Source organism: Pedobacter sp. UYP24 (assembly GCF_054057295.1).
The window spans coordinates 121,159-145,660 of the sequence record NZ_JBSRZD010000008.1 but is presented as its reverse complement, the minus strand read 5'-3'; the positions used below and the strand labels follow the sequence as shown (position 1 = coordinate 145,660).

The 24,502-nt window shown below is 38.3% G+C and carries 25 protein-coding genes; 6 read left to right on the top strand and 19 right to left on the bottom strand.

Annotation, left to right across the window (positions count from 1 at the left end; all coding sequences use genetic code 11):
- The 6 genes from ACVWYN_RS14450 to ACVWYN_RS14425 form a co-directional block, all read right to left on the bottom strand.
- Positions 1-243, bottom strand: coding sequence for a hypothetical protein (locus tag ACVWYN_RS14450; protein ID WP_457289578.1), 243 nt, complete (start codon positions 241-243; stop codon positions 1-3).
- Positions 244-254: 11 nt separating this feature from the next.
- Positions 255-980 (bottom strand): tetratricopeptide repeat protein, encoded by a 726-nt coding sequence (locus tag ACVWYN_RS14445; RefSeq protein ID WP_457289577.1) that lies wholly within the window; start codon positions 978-980, stop codon positions 255-257.
- 2 nt (positions 981-982) lie between these two features.
- Entirely contained in the window at positions 983-1,975 is a 993-nt protein-coding gene (locus tag ACVWYN_RS14440; protein WP_457289576.1) for a glycoside hydrolase family 18 protein, read from the bottom strand.
- A gap of 26 nt (positions 1,976-2,001) precedes the next feature.
- A complete protein-coding gene (locus ACVWYN_RS14435; protein ID WP_457289575.1) occupies positions 2,002-2,592 on the bottom strand; it encodes a hypothetical protein in 591 nt (196 codons plus the stop codon).
- Positions 2,589-3,056 carry a hypothetical protein gene (locus tag ACVWYN_RS14430; RefSeq protein WP_457289574.1) on the bottom strand — a complete coding sequence of 156 codons (468 nt, stop codon included), beginning with the start codon at positions 3,054-3,056 and terminating at the stop codon, positions 2,589-2,591. Before ACVWYN_RS14430 ends, ACVWYN_RS14435 begins: the two co-directional genes overlap by 4 nt.
- A gap of 135 nt (positions 3,057-3,191) precedes the next feature.
- Positions 3,192-3,383 (bottom strand): hypothetical protein, encoded by a 192-nt coding sequence (locus ACVWYN_RS14425; RefSeq protein WP_457289573.1) that lies wholly within the window; start codon positions 3,381-3,383, stop codon positions 3,192-3,194.
- 140 nt (positions 3,384-3,523) lie between these two features.
- Between ACVWYN_RS14425 and ACVWYN_RS14420 the strand changes: the two genes are divergently transcribed.
- From ACVWYN_RS14420 to ACVWYN_RS14410, 3 genes are all read left to right on the top strand, one after another.
- A complete protein-coding gene (locus ACVWYN_RS14420) occupies positions 3,524-3,715 on the top strand; it encodes a cold-shock protein (RefSeq protein ID WP_457289572.1) in 192 nt (63 codons plus the stop codon).
- A gap of 70 nt (positions 3,716-3,785) precedes the next feature.
- Positions 3,786-4,142 (top strand): DoxX family protein, encoded by a 357-nt coding sequence (locus ACVWYN_RS14415; RefSeq protein WP_457289571.1) that lies wholly within the window; start codon positions 3,786-3,788, stop codon positions 4,140-4,142.
- A gap of 37 nt (positions 4,143-4,179) precedes the next feature.
- Entirely contained in the window at positions 4,180-4,392 is a 213-nt protein-coding gene (locus tag ACVWYN_RS14410) for a hypothetical protein (protein WP_457289570.1), read from the top strand.
- A gap of 4 nt (positions 4,393-4,396) precedes the next feature.
- Here the strand turns inward: ACVWYN_RS14410 and ACVWYN_RS14405 are convergent, their stop codons facing one another.
- The 6 genes from ACVWYN_RS14405 to ACVWYN_RS14380 form a co-directional block, all read right to left on the bottom strand.
- Positions 4,397-5,071, bottom strand: coding sequence for a response regulator transcription factor (locus tag ACVWYN_RS14405; RefSeq protein WP_457289569.1), 675 nt, complete (start codon positions 5,069-5,071; stop codon positions 4,397-4,399).
- An 84-nt stretch (positions 5,072-5,155) separates the two neighbouring features.
- Positions 5,156-5,626, bottom strand: a complete 471-nt coding sequence (locus ACVWYN_RS14400; protein WP_457289568.1) for a hypothetical protein — start codon at positions 5,624-5,626, stop codon at positions 5,156-5,158.
- Between the two features lie 25 nt (positions 5,627-5,651).
- On the bottom strand, positions 5,652-7,532 hold the full coding sequence (locus tag ACVWYN_RS14395; RefSeq protein WP_457289567.1) for a gamma-glutamyltransferase family protein: 1,881 nt from the start codon (positions 7,530-7,532) through the stop codon (positions 5,652-5,654).
- 99 nt (positions 7,533-7,631) lie between these two features.
- Entirely contained in the window at positions 7,632-8,729 is a 1,098-nt protein-coding gene (locus ACVWYN_RS14390; RefSeq protein WP_457289566.1) for a hypothetical protein, read from the bottom strand.
- 38 nt (positions 8,730-8,767) lie between these two features.
- Entirely contained in the window at positions 8,768-12,088 is a 3,321-nt protein-coding gene (locus ACVWYN_RS14385) for a VCBS repeat-containing protein (RefSeq protein ID WP_457289565.1), read from the bottom strand.
- Positions 12,089-12,215: 127 nt separating this feature from the next.
- A complete protein-coding gene (locus ACVWYN_RS14380; RefSeq protein ID WP_457289564.1) occupies positions 12,216-13,766 on the bottom strand; it encodes a hypothetical protein in 1,551 nt (516 codons plus the stop codon).
- A gap of 193 nt (positions 13,767-13,959) precedes the next feature.
- On the opposite strand from ACVWYN_RS14380, the gene ACVWYN_RS14375 reads away from it, so the two are divergent.
- On the top strand, positions 13,960-14,190 hold the full coding sequence (locus ACVWYN_RS14375; RefSeq protein WP_457289563.1) for a hypothetical protein: 231 nt from the start codon (positions 13,960-13,962) through the stop codon (positions 14,188-14,190).
- Positions 14,177-15,451: an NAD(P)/FAD-dependent oxidoreductase gene (locus tag ACVWYN_RS14370; protein ID WP_457289562.1), complete on the top strand. Its 1,275-nt coding sequence runs from the start codon at positions 14,177-14,179 to the stop codon at positions 15,449-15,451. Before ACVWYN_RS14375 ends, ACVWYN_RS14370 begins: the two co-directional genes overlap by 14 nt.
- Position 15,452: 1 nt before the next feature.
- Here ACVWYN_RS14370 and ACVWYN_RS14365 read toward each other — a convergent pair whose 3' ends face one another.
- Positions 15,453-16,832, bottom strand: coding sequence for a glycoside hydrolase family 140 protein (locus ACVWYN_RS14365; RefSeq protein WP_457289561.1), 1,380 nt, complete (start codon positions 16,830-16,832; stop codon positions 15,453-15,455).
- Between the two features lie 110 nt (positions 16,833-16,942).
- On the opposite strand from ACVWYN_RS14365, the gene ACVWYN_RS14360 reads away from it, so the two are divergent.
- Complete coding sequence (locus tag ACVWYN_RS14360; protein ID WP_457289560.1) at positions 16,943-17,143, top strand: YtxH domain-containing protein; 201 nt, start codon at positions 16,943-16,945, stop codon at positions 17,141-17,143.
- Between the two features lie 70 nt (positions 17,144-17,213).
- Here ACVWYN_RS14360 and ACVWYN_RS14355 read toward each other — a convergent pair whose 3' ends face one another.
- From ACVWYN_RS14355 to ACVWYN_RS14330, 6 genes are read right to left on the bottom strand one after another with little or no spacing between them, the layout of a single operon-like run.
- Positions 17,214-18,314 carry a metallophosphoesterase gene (locus tag ACVWYN_RS14355; RefSeq protein WP_457289559.1) on the bottom strand — a complete coding sequence of 367 codons (1,101 nt, stop codon included), beginning with the start codon at positions 18,312-18,314 and terminating at the stop codon, positions 17,214-17,216.
- 35 nt (positions 18,315-18,349) lie between these two features.
- Positions 18,350-19,525, bottom strand: coding sequence for an NRAMP family divalent metal transporter (locus ACVWYN_RS14350; RefSeq protein ID WP_457289558.1), 1,176 nt, complete (start codon positions 19,523-19,525; stop codon positions 18,350-18,352).
- The gene (locus tag ACVWYN_RS14345; protein WP_457289557.1) at positions 19,522-20,280 is read right to left on the bottom strand and encodes a LamB/YcsF family protein; all 759 of its coding nucleotides are present in this window, start codon (positions 20,278-20,280) and stop codon (positions 19,522-19,524) included. The genes ACVWYN_RS14350 and ACVWYN_RS14345 overlap by 4 nt, the downstream gene beginning before the upstream one ends.
- Complete coding sequence (locus ACVWYN_RS14340) at positions 20,273-21,247, bottom strand: 5-oxoprolinase subunit C family protein (protein ID WP_457289556.1); 975 nt, start codon at positions 21,245-21,247, stop codon at positions 20,273-20,275. The genes ACVWYN_RS14345 and ACVWYN_RS14340 overlap by 8 nt, the downstream gene beginning before the upstream one ends.
- Positions 21,207-21,908 (bottom strand): 5-oxoprolinase subunit PxpB, encoded by a 702-nt coding sequence (pxpB, locus tag ACVWYN_RS14335; protein ID WP_457289555.1) that lies wholly within the window; start codon positions 21,906-21,908, stop codon positions 21,207-21,209. Before pxpB ends, ACVWYN_RS14340 begins: the two co-directional genes overlap by 41 nt.
- A 16-nt stretch (positions 21,909-21,924) precedes the next feature.
- Positions 21,925-24,483, bottom strand: a complete 2,559-nt coding sequence (locus ACVWYN_RS14330) for a DUF5686 family protein (protein ID WP_457289554.1) — start codon at positions 24,481-24,483, stop codon at positions 21,925-21,927.
- Positions 24,484-24,502 lie beyond the last annotated feature (19 nt).

Below are 24,502 nucleotides of genomic sequence, written 5' to 3'. Positions count from 1 at the left end.
TTAGCTCAGTTCGTAAAATTTACTATCTATGCTGTTGCCAAGAAAGAAACCAAGTTTGGTCGGTTTGCTTTTAATTTGAATCTTTAATCCACCGAGTAACGTTTGAAATGCCTGCATGGCAACGTCAAGATCCTGATCATCCGGAACGTTAATAAAAATATGATTACGGTCGCTGGCAATGAGCCACCCCTGCAATTTCTGTTTCAATAAAAGAGCTAACCATTCGTCTTTATAGGATACCATATTCTTATGTTTTATTTACACCTTTCTTTTAATGCAGCTGAATAATCCGCAGGTATTGGTCGCCCGCCAACTTTCATACACTCCTTATAATACCGGTTTGCATTTACACAATCCTGCTTAAGAAAATAACAAATAGAAAGCTTAAAAAGCGTATTGTCGTATAGCGGATCAATTTCATAAGATTCTTGCAAGATCATAATTGCTTTAAATAGATCCTGTTGATCCTTATCACTATAGAATTTTGTTAGATATATGGAAGCCTTATCGGTAATTAAATGTGCGCTTCTTGGATTTATCTTTAAGCCTTCCTCTAGCATATCCATGGCCTTTTTGGTATCCTTATAGGTAAAATAGACTGCCGAAAATCCCCAGAAAACATCTGCATTGGTAGAATCCAGCAGCCAGGCCTGGTTAAAGCGATACATTGCCGTTCTGGTATTTCCATTGTATAAATACTTGAATCCGATTTTAATCAATGTATCTGAACCATTGTGTCTGCTACCTGTCTGACTCACATAACTATTGATCAATTCCTGATCTGCAACTTTCTGATCAGCGGTTTTTTGTGCCTTACCATATTTAGGATTTAACCTGATTTCGGATTGTGCTGCCTTTTGCCATTCCTCATAGGTCAGTTGCGTGCTACCGTCGGCAGATTTTACACCTGTGTTTTGTGCGTTACCACAAGAGCTTAACAAGATGCAAGTGAGCATTAATAATATTATTTTTTTCATCATGTTTATTTAATTCCGGCGCGTACCGCTTTTCTTAAAACTCCATCATCTGTATCGGCACCATAATCCCAATACATAGCCCCCATCATTCCCTTCTTAACTAAGTAATCGCATTTAATAGCTATAGATTCGGGTGTTTCATAACTCAAAACAAACTCACCTTTGTCATTTTCCCAGTAAGGGGCTTTGGCCTCCGCGTCCCATTGCTGCTTAAATCCGGTAAGCTTTACAATATCCCGATAATCGATATAACCGGCAACACCGTTTCTGCCGTGCCCATAAAATGGAATACCTAACACCAGTTTGCCAATTGGCATACCCGCATTTACATGCGCATCTACTGCTTCATCAACACTTAAACCATTTGTAGCTTTAGATTTATACAGACCTGCATGGTGATAAGGAGGATTGCCCATGTCATACGCCATAATATTTACAAAATCTACAATTGGGCTTATGTCCTTAAAATTAATGTATTTGGCATCAGCGGCAGAGGCAAGCGTAAGCAACTTGGTATTTCCAATGCTATTTCTGATTTCCACCATCATTAAGGTATAATTTTTAGTATCATCTGGAGATGATGATATTTTAGCTGCATTACTTGATGGGTATTCCCAATCTATATCTATACCATCCAGCTTAAATTCATTCACTATTCGCTTACAATCTGATGCAAATTTGTTCCTGTTCTCCGCTGTAGCAGCCATTTCACTAAACTTACCACTACCCCATCCTCCAATAGAAACTACTACCTTAAGTTTCGGATACTGCTTTTTTAGCGCTACAATATTTTTAAGTCTACCTTCATTATCTATCCGTACCCCATTAAAAGTGTCGTTAACATGCCCAAAAGCATAATTGATATGGGTCACATAATTTGGATCAGGCATTACCGTAGTCCAGGATGTCACATAGGCAACAATCACCTTCTTCTGTGCATAAATAGGATTAACAGCAATTAGAATCAGTAGTATTAAAATAGATTTGAAAAGTTTCATGCGTTAAATATATCGATTTACAGTGATTAGTAGGCGCGCCCAGAACTGCGTTGAGCAGCTTCGAACTTAAATATCCTGGTAACAGAATCCATTTGCTGATCAAAAGGGGTATTCACCTTTGGTGCTCTGAAGTCATCATAACCCCGATCAAAAGTTACAACCATGGGTTCTCCTTTGTTAGCTTTGGTGACCTCTAAATTATTCAACTTATATTCTGACGAAACAATCATCATCGCATCTGCCGCAGGCATTAAAGCCCAGCCCAAGTCATCTAATTTTAACATACATTTCAGTGAGGCTAGGGATGGTTTAAAACTAAAGATTTGAATGATCTCTAACCAATTATAGACCTTTCTATCTTTAATTAAGTTAATTACTATGGCACCATACTTACCCGCTTCTCCATAGCGTTTAGTAGCTCGTATAGGAGAAAGGGAAACCATACTTTGGAAGTCTGCTTTGTTAAGCAGGAAGAGTGATAGTGCATCTACTCTTTTCCCATTAAGTACAAGTGCTGGACGCTGATCAATGGAATCAGCCCTTTTACTGCTATTTTTTTGAGCTTTTAATGAGCAAGAAAACAACAAGGCCAATATCAATAGTGTAATTATTCTCATTCCTCGCTGTTTTTAATTCTGTCTTTATCAAAACCCTCTTTATTCAAGGCTCTCAATATGGGTATCATAATGTCTTCATTTTTATATTCTGGCCATGCTCCTATGATTTGAGGTATATTTACAGACAAATAGAATTTCTTTTTAGAAGTCCATCCATAAATGCGAACCCCTGTTACATACTTTTTAGAAAACACAGTTCGTTCTTTATCGGTAATATTAGGATAGGTTGATATACCAAGTTGAAAATTAATTGCATTATCATTTAGATCATAAAGGTTAAGCAACTCTTTATAAGAAACTACATCAGCAACATCCTTTATGAAAACAATATGGACGGAATCTGCATCACCGGGGTCAATCCTATAAACTTTTCTAGCGTAAACTGCACTACAGCTCTTAACAGAATCTATAGAAGTTGGCTCCAGGCAATAGAAAGAGGGGCCGGAAACCTCTCTTGTATTCAAGAAATATTTCCTTTTCGTTTGCCCAAACAATGACATTGAAAATAACAGACAAAAAATAAAGAGCATTAAATTTCTCATTCGGGATACTATTTGATGACCCAAGGTACTAAATATTAGTATTATCCTGCTAATTATCTAGTCAGTTTGATGCGCATTTGATCCAGGATTTGTTCCATCTAGGTTAATACCCAAACTATCCGGCTCGTCTGACAATCGTTCTTTAATGTCTTCCTTTTTTTCTACGTTATACTCCTTTTTTGTTTGTTGGTCTGAGTCTGTGGATTTTGTAGATTTTACGGTTTGGTCTTTATTTTTTTTAGCTTCCATTTTTGGTTTTCATTTAATACTAAAACAGGTTAAACGTACAATGGTTTTACACCTTTTTGAGCTGATAAATATATTTTTTAAATAATTTACTGACTAACAATAAATTAATGTATATTTGTGGATATTTAATTAATAATACAATGCAACAAGGAACAGTAAAATTTTTCAATGAGACAAAAGGTTTTGGATTTATCGTACCATCTAATGGTGACGCTGAGATCTTTGTACACTCTTCAGGCCTAATTGATAGCATTCGTGAGAACGATTCAGTTAGCTATGACGTTGAGCAAGGTAAAAAAGGCTTAAACGCTATTAATGTTAAGATCAGTTAATTAAACTCATTTTATAAGTTAATAAAAAGCATCCTCAAAAGGGATGCTTTTTCTTTTAATGGTAAAATTTATGAAAGTATTTTTAAAGTGGCTATTCGCAATAATTATGATGATTGCAGGGATCAATCATTTTATAAACCCAGCATTTTATCAGGGGTTCATCCCCCACTGGATGCCACTTATTTTGGTGAATTATACTGTAGGTGCTATAGAGTTTGCCACAGGATTGGGTTTATTACTACCGAAGTACAACAAAAAAGCCGCTACACTCCTCTTACTCATGATGATCTTTTTCCTGCCATTTCATGTAGTTGATGTGTTTAGAGAACATCCAGGTGCTGGGTCTCACCTGTTGGCAAACATCCGATTGATAATCCAGTTTTTATTGATATGGTGGGCATGGTTCCTCACCAAGAGAAACATTTAACACACTTTGCTGTTATTCTGGTATAAAACAAAATAATATGAACAGAACAATAGCTTTAGTAATGATTGTACTTGGAATCATTATGTTGGTATGGACAGGATTTACTTACACCCAGAAGGAAAATCTAGTAGATGCAGGACCTATTCAAATCTCTGCAGATAAAGAGAAAAGTGTTAATTGGCCACCATACGTGGGTGGTGTTATACTTATTGCAGGTGTAGTCATATTGACTACTTCTAAGAAAAGTTAAATTATCATATCAGATCGAAAGCTCTGGCATATTGCGAAAGCTCAAAAGAGGAGCTTACATTAAGCTTCTGCCTTATATTTTTTCTATGCGTTTCTACAGTTCCTACGGAAATAAAGAGTTGTTCTGCTATTTCCGTAGAGAATTTACCCAACGACTGAAGTTTAAGGACATCACATTCCCGTTTAGTTAACTTTGAAAACTGGCTACAGTTTGCTTTAAGGAAGTTATTTTCTTCCAATAATCGTTCAACTTTATTATTGACATGCTGAAGGGAATCAACCTGATAAGAGGTGGTAATTGTTAGTAATGGTAAGTTGCTGTCGTCCCTCATTAATATCCTGGTAGTACTAAAGTGCCATACCCAATCGTTATTTTCAGATACCAATCTTACCTGCTGAAAAAAGGATATGCTTTTCTCATCATTTTGATGGATAAAACCTTTCATCTTAGGCAAGTAATCCTCTGCATCTGCCGGGTTAAAAAACCGACTATAATACTCCGCTGCTGTAAGGCTTCGTACTTCATTAAGATCTATATTTAAACCAGACAATCCGCGCTCAGACATATACTCTACACCAAAGTCAGGCATACGGTGGATGATGATGACTCCTGGAAGCTGATCTGCAAGTACAATAATGCTATTAATCTTTTTTGTGATGCGGCTTTCTAAATCGTTCATTAGTTTCATATAGTTAAAAGCTGGAACTGCCCAAATTTAACAATTACAACTATATGATTGGATTAAACTGCGTAAAAACTCAGTTTATGGGCAAGGACTTGAAGAGAAAACAAACCTTCCCCTTTCAAAATTGATCGGCTTATCCTTCACAAAGGATGATTTACCTAAAAAAATTTCGATTTGACCAACACCCATAAATAGTTTGTCTTCCTTTTTAAGAAATGCCAGAGGGTTTTTATAAAAAGTCTTATTAATTGCACCTATTTGGAATGTATAGTCAACAAATAAAGTATCTCCTTTGAATTTACCAAGCACGTTGCCTTCACTATCTCCCTTTTCCAGGTAGTTTATTAACAACGATCCAGTTATCTTGCCATCCTTTGCTGTAATGAGGCTTAGTTTTGCTGTATCTGTACCATCTACTGCGGTGTAACACTTCATATTAGCAGAATCAAGCTTAGTTGCAACTATTTGACTATTGGGCTTTTCCGTAGAACTACATGCAAATAGTGTAGAAACAAGAAGGGCGATTAAATAAGGTGTTATAGTTTTCATATTTATGTTTTTAAGATGATGAGTTTTACCAGCCAATTCCATAATCTTCTCCATGATTACTTGACCCCCCCCAAAGGGTATTGTGTTTCCAGTCGAAATAAATAGCATTTATTGGGCCACTAGTGCGGTCATCAAAGCTTAATATATAACCCATTTTCTTTAATTCTTCCCTAACGCTTTCTGTTGTCCTATCCTGCAATAATATCTGTCCGGGCTTAGGCATTCTATCGCTAGTTTTTGTGCCGCCCAGTGATAACCAAAGCTGATTGGTGTTAAAGTTTGGTGCCTCAGTAGCTTGTTGCACATTCATACCAAATTCAGTCATGTTTAGGAAAAACTGTAATAAGTTCTGATCCTGCGTGTCTCCTCCCTGTACAGCTGACGAAACAAAGGGTTTGCCGTCTTTTAAGGCTAGTGAAGGAGAGAGCGTTACCCGCGGACGCTTTCCAGGTGCAACTACATTAAATGGATTTAAGGTTGAGTCCAGCACAAAACTCTGCATCCGCTGACTCATTCCTATTCCTGTTCTCCCAGCTATGCAGGCTGGCAACCAACCGCCGCTAGGTGTAATAGAAACAACCCAACCCTCCTTATCAGCCGCTTCTACAGAAGTTGTTCCTCTCCAAAGCATGTCATGATAATCCTGCGGTTTAGCGGTATTTCCTAAATCATGAACAGGTGCAAAATTCCGCTTAGTTGTATCCATTTCAAAGCCCCTATTTTTCAGTAAGTGAATGTAAGGATTTGATCTACCTTCAAAAGGATAGGGATTACCTGGCCCAATAGCTGGATTGTTCTTTTTGAAATCTATCAACTGTGCGCGTTGTTTTGCATATTCTTTACTTAACAGACCCTTGATAGGCTCAGCCGGACTTACATACGGATCACCATAATAAAAGTCGCGGTCAGCAAAGGCAAGGTTCATTGCCTGATAAACAGTGTGAATGTATTTTGAACTGTTATAACCCATCGATTTTAAATCAAAGTTCTCCAAGATATTCAGTGCCTGCAACATTACTGGCCCTTGGGTCCATTGTTGCATTTTATATACGTCTATACCTTTATAGTTTACAGTAAGCGGTTGCTCTTCAATAGGTTTCCAGTTTGCCAGATCTTGCATTGTTATTAAACCTCCCTGCTCCTTACTTCCCCTCACAAACTCTTCTGCAATATCACCTTTGTAAAAGCGATCGTATGCAGCCATCAATGCTTCCTTTCTACTTTTCCCTTGTTTTAGCGCCTTACGTTCTGCTTCAACCATTTTAGTTAGTGTAGCCAGTAAATCCTTTTGTACAAACATTTCTCCTGCTTCAGGAGCTTCCCTGGTTTCTCCCTGATGCGTTAAAAATACTTTTTTACTGTATGGCCATTGTTTAATGAGCACTTTTTGGCGCTCCATTGTATTTGCTGCCTGAGCTTCAATTGGATACCCTGCTGCCATTTGCATAGCGGGAGCAAGAACTTGTTCCAAACTCATCGTGCCATAGTTTATTAGCATATAAATGATGCCTCCTGGAGTACCCGGTGTTGTTGCCGCAAGCGGACCATACTCTGGCGGAAAATTGTAGCCTTTATCTTTAAAAAATTTTACTGTGGCACCTGTAGGCGCAACACCCATTGCATTAATTGCGGTTACTTTTTTTGTTTTAGGATTGTAGATCAATACCTGCGTTTCTCCACCCCAACTTAGCGTATCCCACATGATGCATGCTGCTGCCAACATTGCACAGGCGGCATCCACTGCATTTCCACCTTTTTGAAAAGTCATTGCTCCTGCTGTTGCTGCCAATGGTTTGCCCGTTATTGCCATCCAATTGCTACCGTGAAGTACAGGTTTTTGCGTTTGCTGTGCAGATGTTTTGAAAATAACCAAGAAGAGGATACAGTAAATGATCAGATGCTTCATAGACTTAGTGATGAGCAACTAATTTAATTAAAATATCGCACAAAAAACCCTCATAAGGATAGATTCCTGATGAGGGTTACAACTAAATAGATTTAAAGATTATAGTCTAAATGAAATGCCTACGTTTACAGAATAATCAGCAAATGCTGCATCACCGTTTACAACTAAGGTATTGGTTGAGCTTGCCCTATCTGTAATACTTTGGGTACGTTTTCTATAAACTGCGGTAGGAACAGATGCGTAAAGATTTACTTTACCCAGTTGGTAAGTCAAACTTGGTTCAACAGAAATCACATATCCCGGTCTGCGGAAATCTCCACTCCCTCCAATCACATCACGAACAGGAATTCCTTCAGCACGTGCACCTGCAGAAATGACAAATTTATCAATAGCGAAGTTTGCACCCAATCTCCCCATAAATTGATCTGGCACACTGCTAATCGCTTCATTTGCTAGTTTAGGCGGAGCAATGAGTTCACGATAGGTTCTTACCCCATTGTTTTCTCTTGGATTACTTAAATAAAATGCATTGGCATATAGGCCAAAATTTTTAGCAACTGCAACAAAACCATTCAATTCTAATGTTAAACCAGTACCGCCATCACCCAATTGAATTGATTGATCTACAGTACGTAACTCTGGTGTACCACCCGGACCTACGTTTTGCCAGTAATCTTTATAGTTATAATCTCCAGTTGCAAATTTAATACCCAGACCTACCTGTAGATTTGCCTGAGGACTAGAAGTTGGATTGAACAACCAACGGTATGCAGCAATTCGGATATCACCCAAACCAAAAGAATGCGTGCTATGTCTTTCTCCCGTATTTATATTTGCAGGCATGTTGTGTTCATATTTGGAAGACCTTGCATTTGAAACAACAGGAACATCAATCATGGCCGACCAGCGGTCGTCAAATACTCTAATCAATGTTAAATCAGTGGCAAATTGGTGGTTGATCACCTCGGTTCCAGCTTTGATACGTGCTGCTTGATAAACATCACCCTTGTAGTGCTTGTTAGACATAAAATAACGGGTATTGGCATTAAAGACCCAGCTTCCGCCTTTCATATTCGCACTATCGGGGTGACCTGTAAGGCTACAAATACCTCCTGTACTTCTAATTGCTACGCAGCCCTGGGAGTAACCTTTAGCTGATAGCAAGGCAAAAAAGATAATGGTAAAGATTTTTTTCATTCTTTGGTTTGTTAGTTTGTTTTCTATTTGTTTGTTTACTATTTGTTATTAAATTGATATGCTTTCATTTTATCCTGGTTGATACCTATAAGCAAGGTGTTTTTTAACTGAATCACACTCCTAACATCACCTCTAATCTTTAATCCGGATTGTTGCTGATTAACGTAGGTAAAACCTCCTTTACCATTCCCTTTTAAGAGTATACCATGATTGGCGTCATATTTACCGAAGCGCAACCTTGATTGATTAATATTACCACAAAGTAAAAGATCCTTATGCCCATCGCCATCATAGTCCAACGGTGTTATGGTAAATACAGGCGAGAACTGAGCCTCCATTGGCAAAGGTTTCTCCTTAAACTTTCCGTTCTTACCACTCTCAAAGTAAGCCGTCTTCAAATAATTGGCCGTTAGTGTTTTAGCATCCTTGAGTTCCTCTGGAGTAAAGATGTCTTTCATTTCTGCATCAGCATAGCTTTGATAATCAGGGAATTTTGGGCGCAAAGAACTGATCTGATCCAGCATCTCGTCTCTGGTAACATACGGATAGCACTTACCCATAATATAAAAACATAAAATAGGATCAACCGCACCGTTATCATCAAAGTCCTTATAAACCAAGGTAGCGGGCTCGCTATCGCTCACTTTACACTGACTATTTAAACCTAAGTTACCTACAATAAGATCAGGCTTTCCATCGCCATTCATGTCCTCAACTTTTAACTTATTCCAGAAGCCACTATATTTTTTATCAAAATAACTGGTTGTTTGGTTCTTAAGCTTACCTCCGGTATTAATATAAACAGCAATCGGCATCCACTCTCCTACTAAAATCAAGTCCTGTTTCTTGTCGCCATTGAGGTCTATCCAAGCTGCATCAGTGATCATCCCTGCAGATTTTAGATCTGGAGCAATAGTTGCAAGTTTATCCTTAAAATTTCCTTTACCATCATTTATGAGCAGATAACTTTGGGGAGCTTCAGGATACCTTGAAGGGATTACCCGACCACCAACAAAGATATCTGGATGACCATCGCCATTGAAATCGCCCACTCTCGCACAACTCTTACTAGAGTGCATTAAAGGAAGTGCATTAACCGCTTTGGTAAAATTACCTTTCCCATCATTTAAGTATAACCTGTCTTGAAAGAGTGGATCATTAATCGCATAATTATTGTAACCACCACTTACCACATAAAGATCCTGAAAGCCGTCACCATTTGCATCCAAGAATATGGCATCCGTATCCTCACTAGCTTTATCTGTTTCAAAAGCTTTAGAACTGCCCAAAAACTTACCGTTTTTTTGTTGCAGAAAAATCTTACCTGCTATATTAATATCACTACCTACAAACACATCTTCCAAACCATCACCATTTACATCGGCTTTAGCCATACATGGCCCTGAAAAAGAGAGTGCATTTACAAGCAGTGTTTGACGCTTAAAATCATTCACTGTATTTTTTTGCTGGGCATAAGCCACAGGCGACGCAATCTCATTAAATACTGCTGGCTTAGCTTTGGGTGCCATGTAAGTACCAGTTGCATCCTTTTCATTCAAATACAGGGTGAGGTCTGCCTGCACATTTTTAAGCACTTGTTGTTTACCACTTAGCCAAACTATACGAACTGAATCCAGCTTAGTTTGGTTCCCCAAACCAAAGTGCAACGTGGATGAAACACTAGACAAGTATCCTTTAGCGGGCATCTGATCAAGCCATTGAATTTTATTTCCATAGTATATGGTTACTTTGGCTCCCAGCCCATCTGTATTCTTTTTTTCACCCTTTAGCTTAAGTTTGAGATAATGACTTTTAGGACTTCCCTGATTTTGGTAAACAAAGGCCGCCTTATTTATATTGTTAACGATAAGATCAAGATCTCCATCATTGTCAAGATCTGAATAAACTGCGCCGCTACTGTTAGATGGCGTGTCAAAACCCCAATTACTTGTTTTTTTAGAGAAGTTAAGATTGCCATTGTTTTTGTACATGTAGTTTTTTACATCAGAGGATGGCAGCTTACTTAGCATTTCCATAATGTGTCTTGGCTCCACATCACCATTTATACTTTTAAAATAGTTTTCATTGTATTTTACTACGTCCATGTTGGTAAAATCATGCAAGTAACCATTGGTTACAAATAGATCTTTCCATCCATCGTTGTCAAAATCTGCAAAAAGAGGCGCCCAGCTCCAGTCGGTATTTGAGATTCCAGATAACTGTCCAATCTCACTAAAACTACCATTACCATTGTTAATATGGAGCATGTTACGCATGTATTGGTAGTACAAACCATTCCTAAGGTTTAGGTAGAAGAATTCGTAATTATCAAATCCTTGCAGCAATTTCTGCCGCTTATTGTCTTCAGGAATCATATCTAGTGTAAAAATGTCAGGCAAACCATCGTTGTTTACATCAGAAATATTATTACCCATCGAATACATGGAAATATGATCCAGATTATTATTTAACTGATCAGTAAATGTTCCATTCTTGTTGTTGATATACAAGTGATCCTGGATTGAATAATCGTTGGAAATATACATATCAGGCCAACCGTCGTTATTTACATCGGATATAGAAGCACTTAAACCATAAGATAGTACAGAATTATTTAACCCCGCTTTAACCGTTACCTCTGTAAAGTGCCCACCATCGTTCCGGTATAGTTTAGATCCAGACTGCAAATCAGCCTTTTTCCTTAATTGCTGGATAGTTATATCGTCAAGATTTGTGAGTACTTTAATATTTTCATTTACCAGTAACATATCAAGATCACCATCGCGATCATAATCAAAAAAGTAGGATTGAGTACTATATGCGGGATCAGCTAATCCGTATTTCTCCGCCTCATCCTTAAATGTTGGTATACCTTCTGCATTCAGTCCCTGATTAATAAAAAGCTGATTCTTTCTTAATTCGGGACTATAATCGCCAGAATAGCATACATAAATATCCAATTTCCCGTCCCCATTAACGTCAGCCATATTTACACCATTCTTCCAACTTCCTGGTCTGCCTGCAACACCTGCAATTTCCGTGATGTCAGCAAAATGCATATCACCCTGATTAAAATAGAGTTTGTTGCCACTCATGTTACCAGAAAAGTAAATTTCATCTTGTCCATCACCATTTAAATCGCCTACTGCAACACCGCTCCCGTTATAAAAGGCAGGATAGTTAAACACGTTGTGTTCAAAGGTTTCGGATATATTATTACTAAAGAATATATTTGTTTTGGTGGAATCAAGCAGTTTGAAAAGTGGCTTTTCAGTCACCTTATTTTGTTCTGTTTTTTCAGACCTATTACACGCTGATAGTAAAAACAGGGCCGCTATAAATATGTAAAGATTTTTCATTAGGATTGTTGTTGACAATATTTGGTTGGTTACTGGAATGATAAATTTTGTATTATCAGTATGAGATATACGCAAATACGAATTGGCTTGGTGGTTTTAATTGGTAATTATCGCCAATTTATAAATTTTATTTTACAGGCAAGATAAAAGTCGGAGTTTCTGTAACAAAAATGTTCAACTTTCCGTTTTTTACGTTTACCAACTCTTCAGACATTTGGTCTGATCCAGGTGATGGCTTGCATATTTTTACCGATTTTACACCCGTAAGCGCCAACGTAATACTAACTTTGGTTCCATCTTCAGTAGGTTTTGTAAGAATAAATGCTTTTTTTTCACCCATGAGATATTCGTCTACAATCACATCCTTTCCTGCTGTAGCGTAAAAAGTATAATTACCAATTAATTTACTAGCCTGAAATAGGTAATCTGCCGCAGGCTTTCTTGTTCTGTTGGCATTTAATAGACCCGACGAGGAAAATTTACCTGGATTCGCCAGATTGAAATCATAGGCTTGATAAAAGAAGACCCTTGATATTCCATTTCTTATATTTAATAATGATGTTCTCAAGATCCAATCGGCCTGTGTTAGCAGCGCACTTTTATTCCCAACAGGAAGTGCTTTTAGCGGGCTTCCTGCATTTACATCATAACCAGTTTCGCTCAACCAAACCGGCATATTTCCAGCATAAGATTTAGAAAGGCCTACAAATTCTCTGGCCAGTCTTTCTGCACTGGAAGCTTCTGGAGATTTACCTCTGTCTCCTTCGCCACCGGTTGGCGAACTATCATCGCCAGTATAGTAATGATAATTGATCACATCCCAACATAGATTAACAGAACCATCTTTTTTTAATCCTCTATTTTCTCTGCACCAGTCAATCATCTCTTTAACATAAGCTATATTTGGTTTCGCCAGCCCACCCATTACAACGATCATACCGGGATCTGCATTTTTAACACCTACTCCAGGTCCCATGGTGTTCTTATGACCATCATAAAATGCCGACATGTTTGCTGCGAAATTTTTACCAGAAGAGTACGCTTTAGGGCCTTTCCACCATTTATCCCGCTCGTTATCGCATTCGATATATTTTATCAAATCCATTCCTCTTTTTACCACATTTACCTGATCACCTCCCCAACGTGGATTTCCATTAACTTTTAATAAAGAAAGCTCAACTTTGTTATTGCTTCCATATCTGGCAGCATACTGAAATGCCACTTTAGCCTGCTCAATGTATGATTTGGGATCCGAGAATTCCTTTCCATATTTTACCGGAACATTTTCTGCATCCCTCATGTCTGCCGGATAAGTTTCTTGCATCCACTTTGGTATCGTTTTAAGGCAAGCCAATACCATAATATTTTGTGCTTTGCAACTCTGGTAAAATGCATCATAATTCCAGCCACCACTCCTTGTTGGATTAAAAGTATAACTACCCTCCTCCTGCTCCAACTTTTCCCAATCCATATAATGTCTTATGGAAGAAAAAGATTTCATTGCTTTAAGTTCGGCTTCATTAACAACTAATCCATTCTTATCATCCAGAAAATCCCACTCAAAAGCATTTACGCCAAAAGCATCCTTTAATTTTACTGTTTTTTTTGAAGCAGACTTTTGCCCAAATGCACAAACTGAAATAAGTTGGATGATAACAAGAGCTTTTAGTATTTTCATTTGATTGGTGGTATCGCACTATTTATCAAATATATAAAGTTAGCATCAAGAAACGCTAAATTAGCAGTGAGTTATAGCTGCTCTGTTCATAATACCTTTGTTTCTAGCTGGTCAATAGTATACCTTTCGCATGTATTTCAATAAACTTTTAGCTAATAATTTTGTTATAATATAAAAATGTACGATTACTATTATGGAACAATTCAAACTAGAAGTGGCAATGGGTGGACGAGGTTATTTCTTCGACATCTATTCCATTGGCAATAATAAATATAATATTTACAAAGAAGAAGAGAAAGTAGGCACAATACAGCTTGACAATCAAGATCATGAGCATTGCGAAAGCGTGGATTGCCAAATCGACTTGCCATTAATGAATTCAATTAGGGAAGGTATTTTATTGCATGAAGATGTCTCTTACTAAAAAAGTTGTTATAGTCGGTGGTGGCTTTGCCGGACTAAACCTAGCTAAAAAGCTAGCTGATAATCTCCAATTCAATGTTATATTAGTTGATAAGAACAATTATCATTTCTTCCCCCCACTTCTATATCAGGTTTCAACTGCTTTCATTGAGGCTTCTAACATCAGTTATCCTTTTAGAAGAATGTTTCAAGGCAAAAAGAACCTGAGCTTTTATATGGGTGGCTTAACCCAGGTTAATCCTGAATTAAACACCATAGATACTGAAAATGGCTCAATTCCATATGATTATCTTGTGCTGGCAATGGGAACAGAGACCAACTTTTTTGGTCTGGAAAACGTAAAGGCAAGAGCACTCCCAATGAAAAGTATTGATGATGCTTTGCACATGCGCAACCATGTTTTATTAAAATTGGAAGAAGCTGTCCGCGCCACCAACATCAGGGACAAGGAAAGACTTGGAAATGTGGTCATTGCAGGGGGTGGCCCTACTGGTGTTGAGATTGCCGGTATGCTGGCAGAAATGGGTAAAAATATAGTAGTTAAGGATTATCCGACAGCAAAACATGCCCAGGGTAAGATCTATTTGGTAGATTCAGGAGACACGCTTCTCGGACCTATGAGCAAAAATTCTCAGGATGAGGCCTATAAAGTTCTTAAAGAATTAGGGGTTAAAATACACCTGAATACGGTTGTTAAAGACTATGTAGACGACAAAGTGATTCTTGGCAATGGCGAAACCATCAATAGCTCTACTTTAATTTGGGCAACGGGAGTAATTGCCAAAGCCGTAAATGGTTTACCCCCAGAGGTAATAGCTCGTGGAAGAAGAATATTGGTTAATGAATTCAATCTGGTAAATGGTTATGACAACATTTTCGCCATTGGCGATCAAAGCATGCAAACTACCGATTTGAAATTCCCTAATGGCCATCCGCAACTGGCACAGGTTGCTATACAGCATGGAAAATTGCTCGCTAAAAACCTGGATAATATTATAAATGGCAAACTTCTTATACCATTTGAATACAATGATAAAGGCAGCATGGCCATTATATCCAAATTTAAAGCCGTAGTAGATTTACCTAAAGGGTTTTTTAAAGGATTTTTTGCATGGTTGGTATGGTTGTTTATTCATATCATTCCAATAGCAGGTTTTAGAAACAAGGCAAAACTCGCATTTAATTGGTTTTGGAGTTTTGTAACCAATGATCCAACATTAAGATTGATCATCAGGCCAGATAAAGAGAACAGGTCGAACTAATTTAAGGTTTGGTGGTAAGTACCAACACCCAGTCTTTTCCAGAGCCATGATCAGGTGTATTGAAGGCCATGTCTTCCAACTTGGCCTGTTTAAATTGCTTTGTAAACTGGCCAGATCTGGGATTGAACCATTTGCAGTAAACCTGCTTACTTTTCATGCTAAGCAAATTGATATGTAATGATTTACCTGTTGGCGTGTAAATAAATGCATAATGTCCATCTATCGCCCTGGTGGCTACGCAATAGTCGCCGGTTTTAAGATTTTCGTTCTTAATGAGTGATTGATCAGGAATCCTGTCTAAAAAAGAAACTGATAACATTAATTTTTTTACATAACCCATTTGCGTTGCACCAGGTAAATCCATCGCGTGTTGCCAAGTGTGCTGGGGTGCGTTTACAGGTTCCCTACCAGGTGCATAAAATTGCCAAATGGCATGGCATCCATAAGTATGACCCATCGCACCAGAAAATACCTGCCAATAGGCTAACTTCCTGATGTCATCTGCATTTGAAAACCCATTCTTTTTCCAGTCAAAACATATCGGATGGTCCTCATACAAAGGTTCTCCATCCATTGTAGGTTTTACAGGCTTCAGATTATAATCGTAAGTAATCTTATCGTAATTTGTTCCGTCTTTGCAATGTCCAGTTTGCATCATATTAAAGTCCAACCATTTATCATTATGAAACCAAGTGGAAGAACCGCCATTTTCTTTTGGTTGCGGATGATAGGTCATTAAAGTCTTGTAGTATCCTCCAGCACCCTCTGCAATGCCGTTACCCATTGCTCTCCAAACTTCAACATCTTTTGCATCTCTTGGATTCCGATCACCACCCAAAATCCAGATAATATTCTTTTGATTCCGATAGCGACTACCTAGAAATTTACCATAATCACCTGCATTCTGCTGATTAAAAATTTCAGGCCCCATGCCCCAACTGTTTTTAAACAACTTATCTCCCCAGGTTGGTAACAGCCCGATATAAAGTCCTTTGCTTTCTGCCAATCTGATAAAGGCATCTATGTCTTTAAAAAAATCTTCATTCAATTTGGAAGGATCATGATCCCTCATTGGTGTATGTCCCATTGCATTAGGCCCATCTATCCCATTCAATTCTGCAAGAATGACCACTTGCAAAACAGTGAACCCCTTTTGGCGTCTGTTTTCCATGTAAACTCCTGCTTCCTTAAGCGTTAAGCGATGGAATAATTCCCAGGCCGTATCTCCTAAATAGAAAAACGGCTTACCATTTTCATAGACCAAAAATCGGTGATTATATGATACCTTCAACGATTGCATCCTTAAGGAAGAATGCTGAGCCTGTGCTTGAAATTGTAGCAAATTAAACAGGAGCGCAATTGTAAAAAACTTCAGTTTCATAAGGTATTTGGTAGCTAACTTATTCTAAAGTAGAAATATAAGCAAGAACTTGTAATAATAAAAACATTTTATAGTCTGATATGTTAGAATTGAAACTTAACAAAAATAACATGGGACTACTAAAAACAGCATTGATTGGAGCCGCGGTTTACGGCGCAATTAAATATATCACTAAAAAAGACGAACTAACAGGAAGATCTATTGTAGATGATCTAAAAGATAAAGCGCCTGAATGGGTTGATAAAGCAAAAGGCTATAAGGACGAAATGGAAACCAGATATAATAACTTTGCAAGCGAATTTCCAGAATAAACCGATTAACTAATCAACAAAAAAGGATGCTTAACCAATAAGCATCCTTTTTTTTAACTATAAATTAAGCTCAAGATACAGGATTGATTTGATCCAGCAACACTTCAAGACCAGCCTCTTCTAATACTATACGTTTAGAACCCTTATCGGTTGATTTCCATTTGATTAATCTAATCATTCCATCGGCAATCTCAATCCCGGTAATGTCTCCATCACTAAAGCAGCAGCAACCACTATTAAAGTAAGTGTTTTTGGAATGATCTATTCTTGGCGATTTTTCTCCACTTACTTTGCCTGCAAGTAATTCTCCTTCCAGCTTTTGAATCATATCCTTATCTCCAGATTTTCTAGCGGCTTCCAACTGGATATATACCCGCTCCAGATGGGTTAGAGAATTGAAAACCGGCTGATGCGTATGGCCGGTTATTAATGCCAGGTTAGATTGTTTAGCTGTCCAGCTGTACATAATGGCATTATGAGCAGATTTAAGTTGATTGTCAAACGCAGGGGTATTTGGATTAATACGCAAATAGGATTGAAACGGAGCCCAAACATTGGAAACAAACCATTTGCTAAACCAATTACCATCGCTCTGCAAATCACCCTGATGACCATGCGTTAAAAAAATAGACAATAAAGTATTCTCTATCTTATACCTGAATATAGCCCCCTCATATATAGGCATCTTTTCTCCATAAACTCGCTTAATTTGATACCATGCAAGCGGATCATTATCCCAATACAAATCGTGGTTACCAAACAACTTGATAAAAGCTTTTCTTTGCAAGAACTGCTTTTCAGCGTTAAAAGTGGCCTTATTTGCTTTTAAAACAGCAAACACCGTGTTTTTCCAAAACTCCTCGCTATCACCCAGATTGCAGTACATGAAATTTTCTCCATTATAATAATTGAGTGCGGCTAAGTAGTTTTTTTCCGACAGCGCAAAATCATCTGAATGATTTCTTGAGCCTTTGTGCTGATCAGAGAAGATAATCACTTTTGAGCTCTTGTCCAGGTCTAAAATCACGCCTCTCTTTCCTGGCTCCTGCTGTATTCTATTATACAAAGCTGTAAGTGCTTCCTGTACCCTGCTGGCATCAGGTCTTGAACTGTATTTATTCGCTAAGCGAATAACCAGATCGGTCAACAATTTTTGGAGTAGTTTGCGCATCTAATTATGTACAGGCCAATATAAAGATTATTGATTTAGCTCCACATATCAATTAACACACTACCGCTCATATATGTCATTATTAGAACAACCAACACCCCAAACACGGTTAACAATAACGGGTGCCTGTAATCGCCAATAATCCTGGTCTTGTATGCTGAAAACAATACGGCCGTAAGCGTTATCGGCAAAATAAAGCCATTAACAACACCCGCCATAATCAATAAGCTTACAGGTTTTCCTACTACAATAAAGGTAATGGCAGCTATAACAATAAAACCAATGATATATTTATTCTCATTTATAGCAATTGAAGAACTGAACGATTTAATAAAGGATACTGAGGTATAAGCAGAGCCAATAACAGAGGTTATAGCAGCAGAAAACATGACCAGGCCAAACAATTTATAACCAACATGACCAGCTGCTAACTTAAAAACTGAACCTGTCGGGTTGCCTGCATCTATCATATAACCTTTTGCAACTACACCCAAAGCAGCCAGAAAAAGAAATACCCTTACCAGCGATGCCACACTAATTCCCATCACGGCACTCTTAGTTACCTCTTTTAAAGATAATTTCCCTTTAATACCTGCATCAAGCAAACGGTGGCCACCAGAAAAAGTAATGTAGCCACCTACAGTTCCTCCAACCAATGTAACAATCGTCTTTAAGTCTATTTTAGCAGGAATAATGGTATGATAGGCAGCGGCTGCATAAGGTGGGGATGAACTAAAAGCAATGTATATAATGGCAATAACCATTACAAAACCAAGCAACTGTGCAAATCTATCCATCACTTTGCCCGCCTCCTTTATCACAAATATCGCGATTGCCAAAAAAGCAGCTATAATTGCACCATTCATTACAGATATACCCAATAATGCATTCAGTCCCAATCCTGCACCAGCTATATTTCCAATATTAAATGCAAGACCACCAAGTACAATCAGCACAGAAATAAAACTACCCAATCCAGGCAACAAGCGGTTTGCAATATCCTGTGCCCGCATTTCAGATACCGCAATAACTCTCCATATGTTCAATTGAACAGCCATATCAATGAGCACAGAAGTGAGTATAACAAAACCAAAACTTGCCCCAAGCGATTGGGTAAAAACTGTTGTTTGCGTTAAAAAACCCGGACCAATAGCCGACGTTGCCATTAAAAAAGCTGCTCCGGCCAATGCGCTTTTGTTATGTACTTTCATACTAAAGAAATTCCTTCTTCTTTAAAACGCGCCGATATCAGCCTGGCAAACTCCAGTGCATGCGGGCCATCACCATGAATACAAATCGTATCCGCATTAATGGGTACAACCGCACCGTTCTCAGCAATAACAATTTGCTCTTTCACCATTTTAATAACCTGATCAATAGCTAATTTATCATCGGTAAGTAATGCATTAGATTTGCTACGCGAAGTAAGCGTTCCGTCAGGTTGATAAGTCCTGTCTGCAAAAACTTCACTAGCGGTAGCCAAACCTATGGCCGCGGCAGATGAGATCATTTCACTATTCGACAACCCATACAACAACAAATCAGGATCAACTTTATAAACTGCTTTTGCAATAGCATCTGCTAAATCTTTCCTGACAGCAGCCATATTGTACAGCGCTCCATGTGGTTTAACATGATGCATCCTTCCCCCTTCAGATTTCACAAAAGCATTTAAAGCTCCAATCTGGTAAACAACAATATCGAAAACTTCCTGAGGAGAAATTGCCATTTCCCGCCTGCCAAAACCTGGTAAATCTGGCAAGCCAGGATGTGCCCCAATTAACAAATTATGTGCAAGCGCATTTCTTACTGTTGTCCTCATTACAGACGGATCACCAGCATGAAAGCCGCAGGCAATATTTACAGAAGAAACAAAAGGCATAATCGCTGTATCATTACCAATGGTGAAAGCTCCAAAACTCTCACCCATGTCGCAGTTTAGGTCGGCTATATATCGTTTAACCATGTTTAAGACTTAAAACTTGTTTTAATTGCCTCATCAGCTCTTCTCTCTGCGATAAAAGCTCCTGCGCATGCTCCAGTGTTGTCAGTTCAAATACCAATTCATCCCCTGGCTTTTTCTGCGCCAGCAAAGTCAGATCAACGCCTATCACCTGTGCCACAATCGGATAACCTCCAGTAGTCTGATGATCTGCCATCAACAAAATTAGATTCCCATCTGGCGGAACCTGTATGGTACCAAATGTTACGGCAGTAGATAACAGTTCAAATTTATGTTTAAGCTCCAAGCGTGCACCCTCAAGCTGATAGCCCATCCTATCGGCCTGATTACTTACCTTAAACCTTGAAAAATGATGAATATCTTTAAAAGAATCAAAATGGGGCCCTTCTATATACCGAATGACTTTGCTATTTAATGAGGGATAACATTTCAAATCTACCGACCAGTTAAACTTCGTAGTCAAATTTTTCAGTTTCTTCTTAAAAGGAATGCAATCACCAACTCTAAATGCCCTGCCCTCCCAGCCGCCAAAATCGGCTTTTAAATAGGTAGAATAGCTCGATAAAACTGCTCTCAATTCAAATCCACCCTGAACAAGCAAATAAGTTCTGCAACCGGTTATCGGTTTACCAAAACTTAGAATACTGCCCTTACTAACTAAAAAGGGTTTCCAGATTGGTGCTTCCACACCATCTATTTTTGCGCTCAAATTTGCGCCGGCTATCGCTATAACCTGGTCCTGCTCAAAAAGAATACTACCACCTAAAAGTGTTATTTCTATTCCGGCTTCGCCTTCAGCGTTACCAACCAACAAATTTCCAATACGCAACGCTAAAGTATCCATAGCGCCGCTCACTATTACGCCATCTTTTTGGTAGCCAATCCGCCCCAAATCTTGTATTGTGCTCAACAAGCCCGACTTAACTACTTTAATACCCATCAGATTCCCCTTTCCAGGTAAGGTATTCATATTCAGAGATCGACTTAAACCGAACCAAATCTCCAGCTTTTAGCAAGGACGGTTGCTGATTGTCGATATCAAAAAAATCAATAGGACTTCGTCCGATAATTTGCCATCCACCAGGCGTTTCTATTGGATAAACGCCGGTTTGCATACCAGCAATACCAACAGACCCAGCAGATACTACAGCTTGTGGCGTGGCCTTCCTGGGCACGGCAAGCCGTTCATCTAAACCGCCCAAGTAAGGGAAACCCGGTGCAAAACCCACCATATAAACTAAATACTGAGGCGCAGTATGGATGGCGATCACTTCTTCCACATTCAAACCACAATTACTAGCTACAAAATCGATATCCAATCCATAAATACCACCGTAAACAACTGGAATCTCAACAATTCGCTTTTCTGCCAGTTCAGGTGGATCTTCAGCAATACCAGCCAGCATTTCCTTAACCATTTCCAGTATTTCAGTATACGGAACAACCCAAGGGTGATAGTAAATAGTTATTGTGGTATAGGCAGGCACATATTCAACAAATCCCTCAAAGGTATAATCGTCTAACCAGGAGCAAATGGCACAGATCTGCTCATTAACCCCAGCATCAATAACATCTCCAAATTGAATAACTATGGCAGAATCCCCTAGAGGATAGTGTTTAACACGGTTCATACCGTGAATATAAACACTAAAAATCGAATTTCACCCTGGCTCTTAATCCCCACTCAGAAACAAGCGGATTATTTAGGTAAGTAAATCTTTTTACCATGTCTACACGCAGTAGCTTAAAGATATTTCCAACACCAATGCTACCTTCAATATAAGGACCTCTATTTAATGAATTGGTAATGGGTATCCCACTATCGTTCCTCACAAATTGCATGCTAGAACTATTCAAAGCTGGATTATTCTCATCCCTCAAGCCACCATAAAGTGCTTTAAAAGACATCACCTCACGTAATTTCAATCTGCTTAGTAATGGCACCCTGTTAAAAAAGAAACCATTAAAATTCTGATCTATATTAATGCTGGCATACTTGTCGCTCACAAACTCCAGAAAGTTCATTAAGTTATAAGAATTCAATTGGTAGGCATAAGTTTGGTTAGCCCTGTGGATAGAAAGCAAAGGAAAAGGCACCTTTCCAATAATGTAAGACCCCTCTACTGTTACGTCTGTATAGCCCAATTGAGACAAGTACAAACGCTTATCAACACTTGTCAGGAAATTATGGTAATTGTACTCTCCACCCAAAACTCCCTTTATGCCAGCGGTATACCTAAAATTCAATTTGGGATATTTATCAATAATTGGTCTGCGATAAACTTTACCCTGGTAAAACTTCTCATGTGGAGCATACCTTAGTGAAACAGTAACTTCAGATGTGCTGATGCTATTATTTTTATTAAAAGGTGTATTGTTCAAACCGTTAAAATAAAGTGAACCTGCAGGAGTCTGATCCCATTTACGCAAGCCAACACTATAAGAAACGTGATTCTCAAATTCCTTCATATAGTCTACACGATAGAAATCGTTATACAACAGCATGTTGTTCTCTCCTCTTTTGAAGGAAAGCAAAAAGTTGTCCTCCTGCACAAACTGCAGCTCCTGACCTGGTATTTTCGTATCTCTTTGGAAACTTGCTCTTACATAACTCTGTGGAAAAGCATATATTGATTTATTATTAAGCGAATAACTTGCACTCAAAAAGAACTTCCATTTTTGATCTGTGAAACCGTAAGCACCATATGTTTCAAAGTAATAACGCTTGCTCAATGCAGGAGTTGTCCTTCCCCCAAGCCTTACCCTAAAACCTTCTACATTATTAAAGCTGTAAAAAGTGTTTACCGGCCCAACTTCAAACGGACCGAGATCTTTGTATCCGGCAAACAAAATGGTAACAGCATCCAAGGTTCTCTTAAAAGAAGGAATACTTTGTAACGTATCCAAATTGGTATAAACACGTGCATTAACTGCATTAAGCGTTTCAGGGCGATTGGTTACCCAATATTGCTCAGATTTCTTCTGAGCATCGGCAGCAAATACAAGAGGTACAGTTCCTGTATATAAAGAATCTGCAAGGTGTTCATTAATCTTATAATCTCTATAGTTAACAGTACGTTCACCAGTAAAGCCCGCACCGCTGTTTTTACTGATACCAAAATCTACTATTAAATTGCTTTTACTGAGGTGATAACGGCGATCAGCATTTTGTTCAAAATCAAGTTTAGCTTCCAAAGCCCTCACAAAATTTAGGTTAATGTTTTTATTTACAGAAAGAAAGGCGTTCTGTATAGCATAATTACCATCCAGAGTTACATAAAGTTTACCTTCAAAAAGCAAACCACCTTTAGTCCTTGGCGTAAAGGAAAGCTCAACCAATTGTGCCGTTTGCGTTTTTATGGTATCTGTAATAAAATACTTATAAAAAGCTGGTGCACCATCAGCAATAGGACTCAAGAGCTGATTGCTTACTACAGAGATATTATTATCGTAAATATCAATATCCTGATACATCCGTTCAAAATAGGTACTCAGTCCTTTATTATCTATAAAACGTTCATCAAAATTAACCTGCTTATCTGCAAGTACCACCGTTTTTAGCTTCTCTGGGTTTTTCCTGTAAAAATTATCAGAAAGTTTCTCCTGCTGGAAAACCGGCAACACATTCTTACCTCCTATTTTAGTAGAGTCCTGCTCCTGAAAAAGAAATTGATAATTATGGAATATGCGCCTATTCTTAAACTTGTCTGAAAGGTTACTCATAGAAAAAAGCATCCGCTCGTACTTCTTATAGGCAACATAATCATAAGCCTCCACCCTATTTTTCGACTTATTTTCAATAACTTTCCTAATCAGCGCAACCGCGGGATTTTCTTTATTGGTATACTTGGGTTTCTTCCCCGCATTAATTACTACCTCGTCCATTTGCATGCCTTCGTTTTGCAATTTAATGTCTAAAACCTGACTTTGGCCAGCTTTAAATACTTTAATTAGCGTTTTGTAACCTACATAGCTAAATTTAAGTTCGTTGTAAGCACCGCTAATAGCAATTTTGTATTTACCGTCTAAATCTGTTTTGCCACCTTGTCCGCTGCCCGTTATAATAAAAGAAACATAAGGTAGCGTCTCTTTGGTTATTGCATCAGTAACAACGCCAGACAAAACTGTTTGCTGTGCAAACAATGGAGAGACAAAAAGGAAAGAAAAAATAAGAGAGAGTAAAGTTAATTTTATATGTAATTTCATTATTATGCTGTTTTAGTTT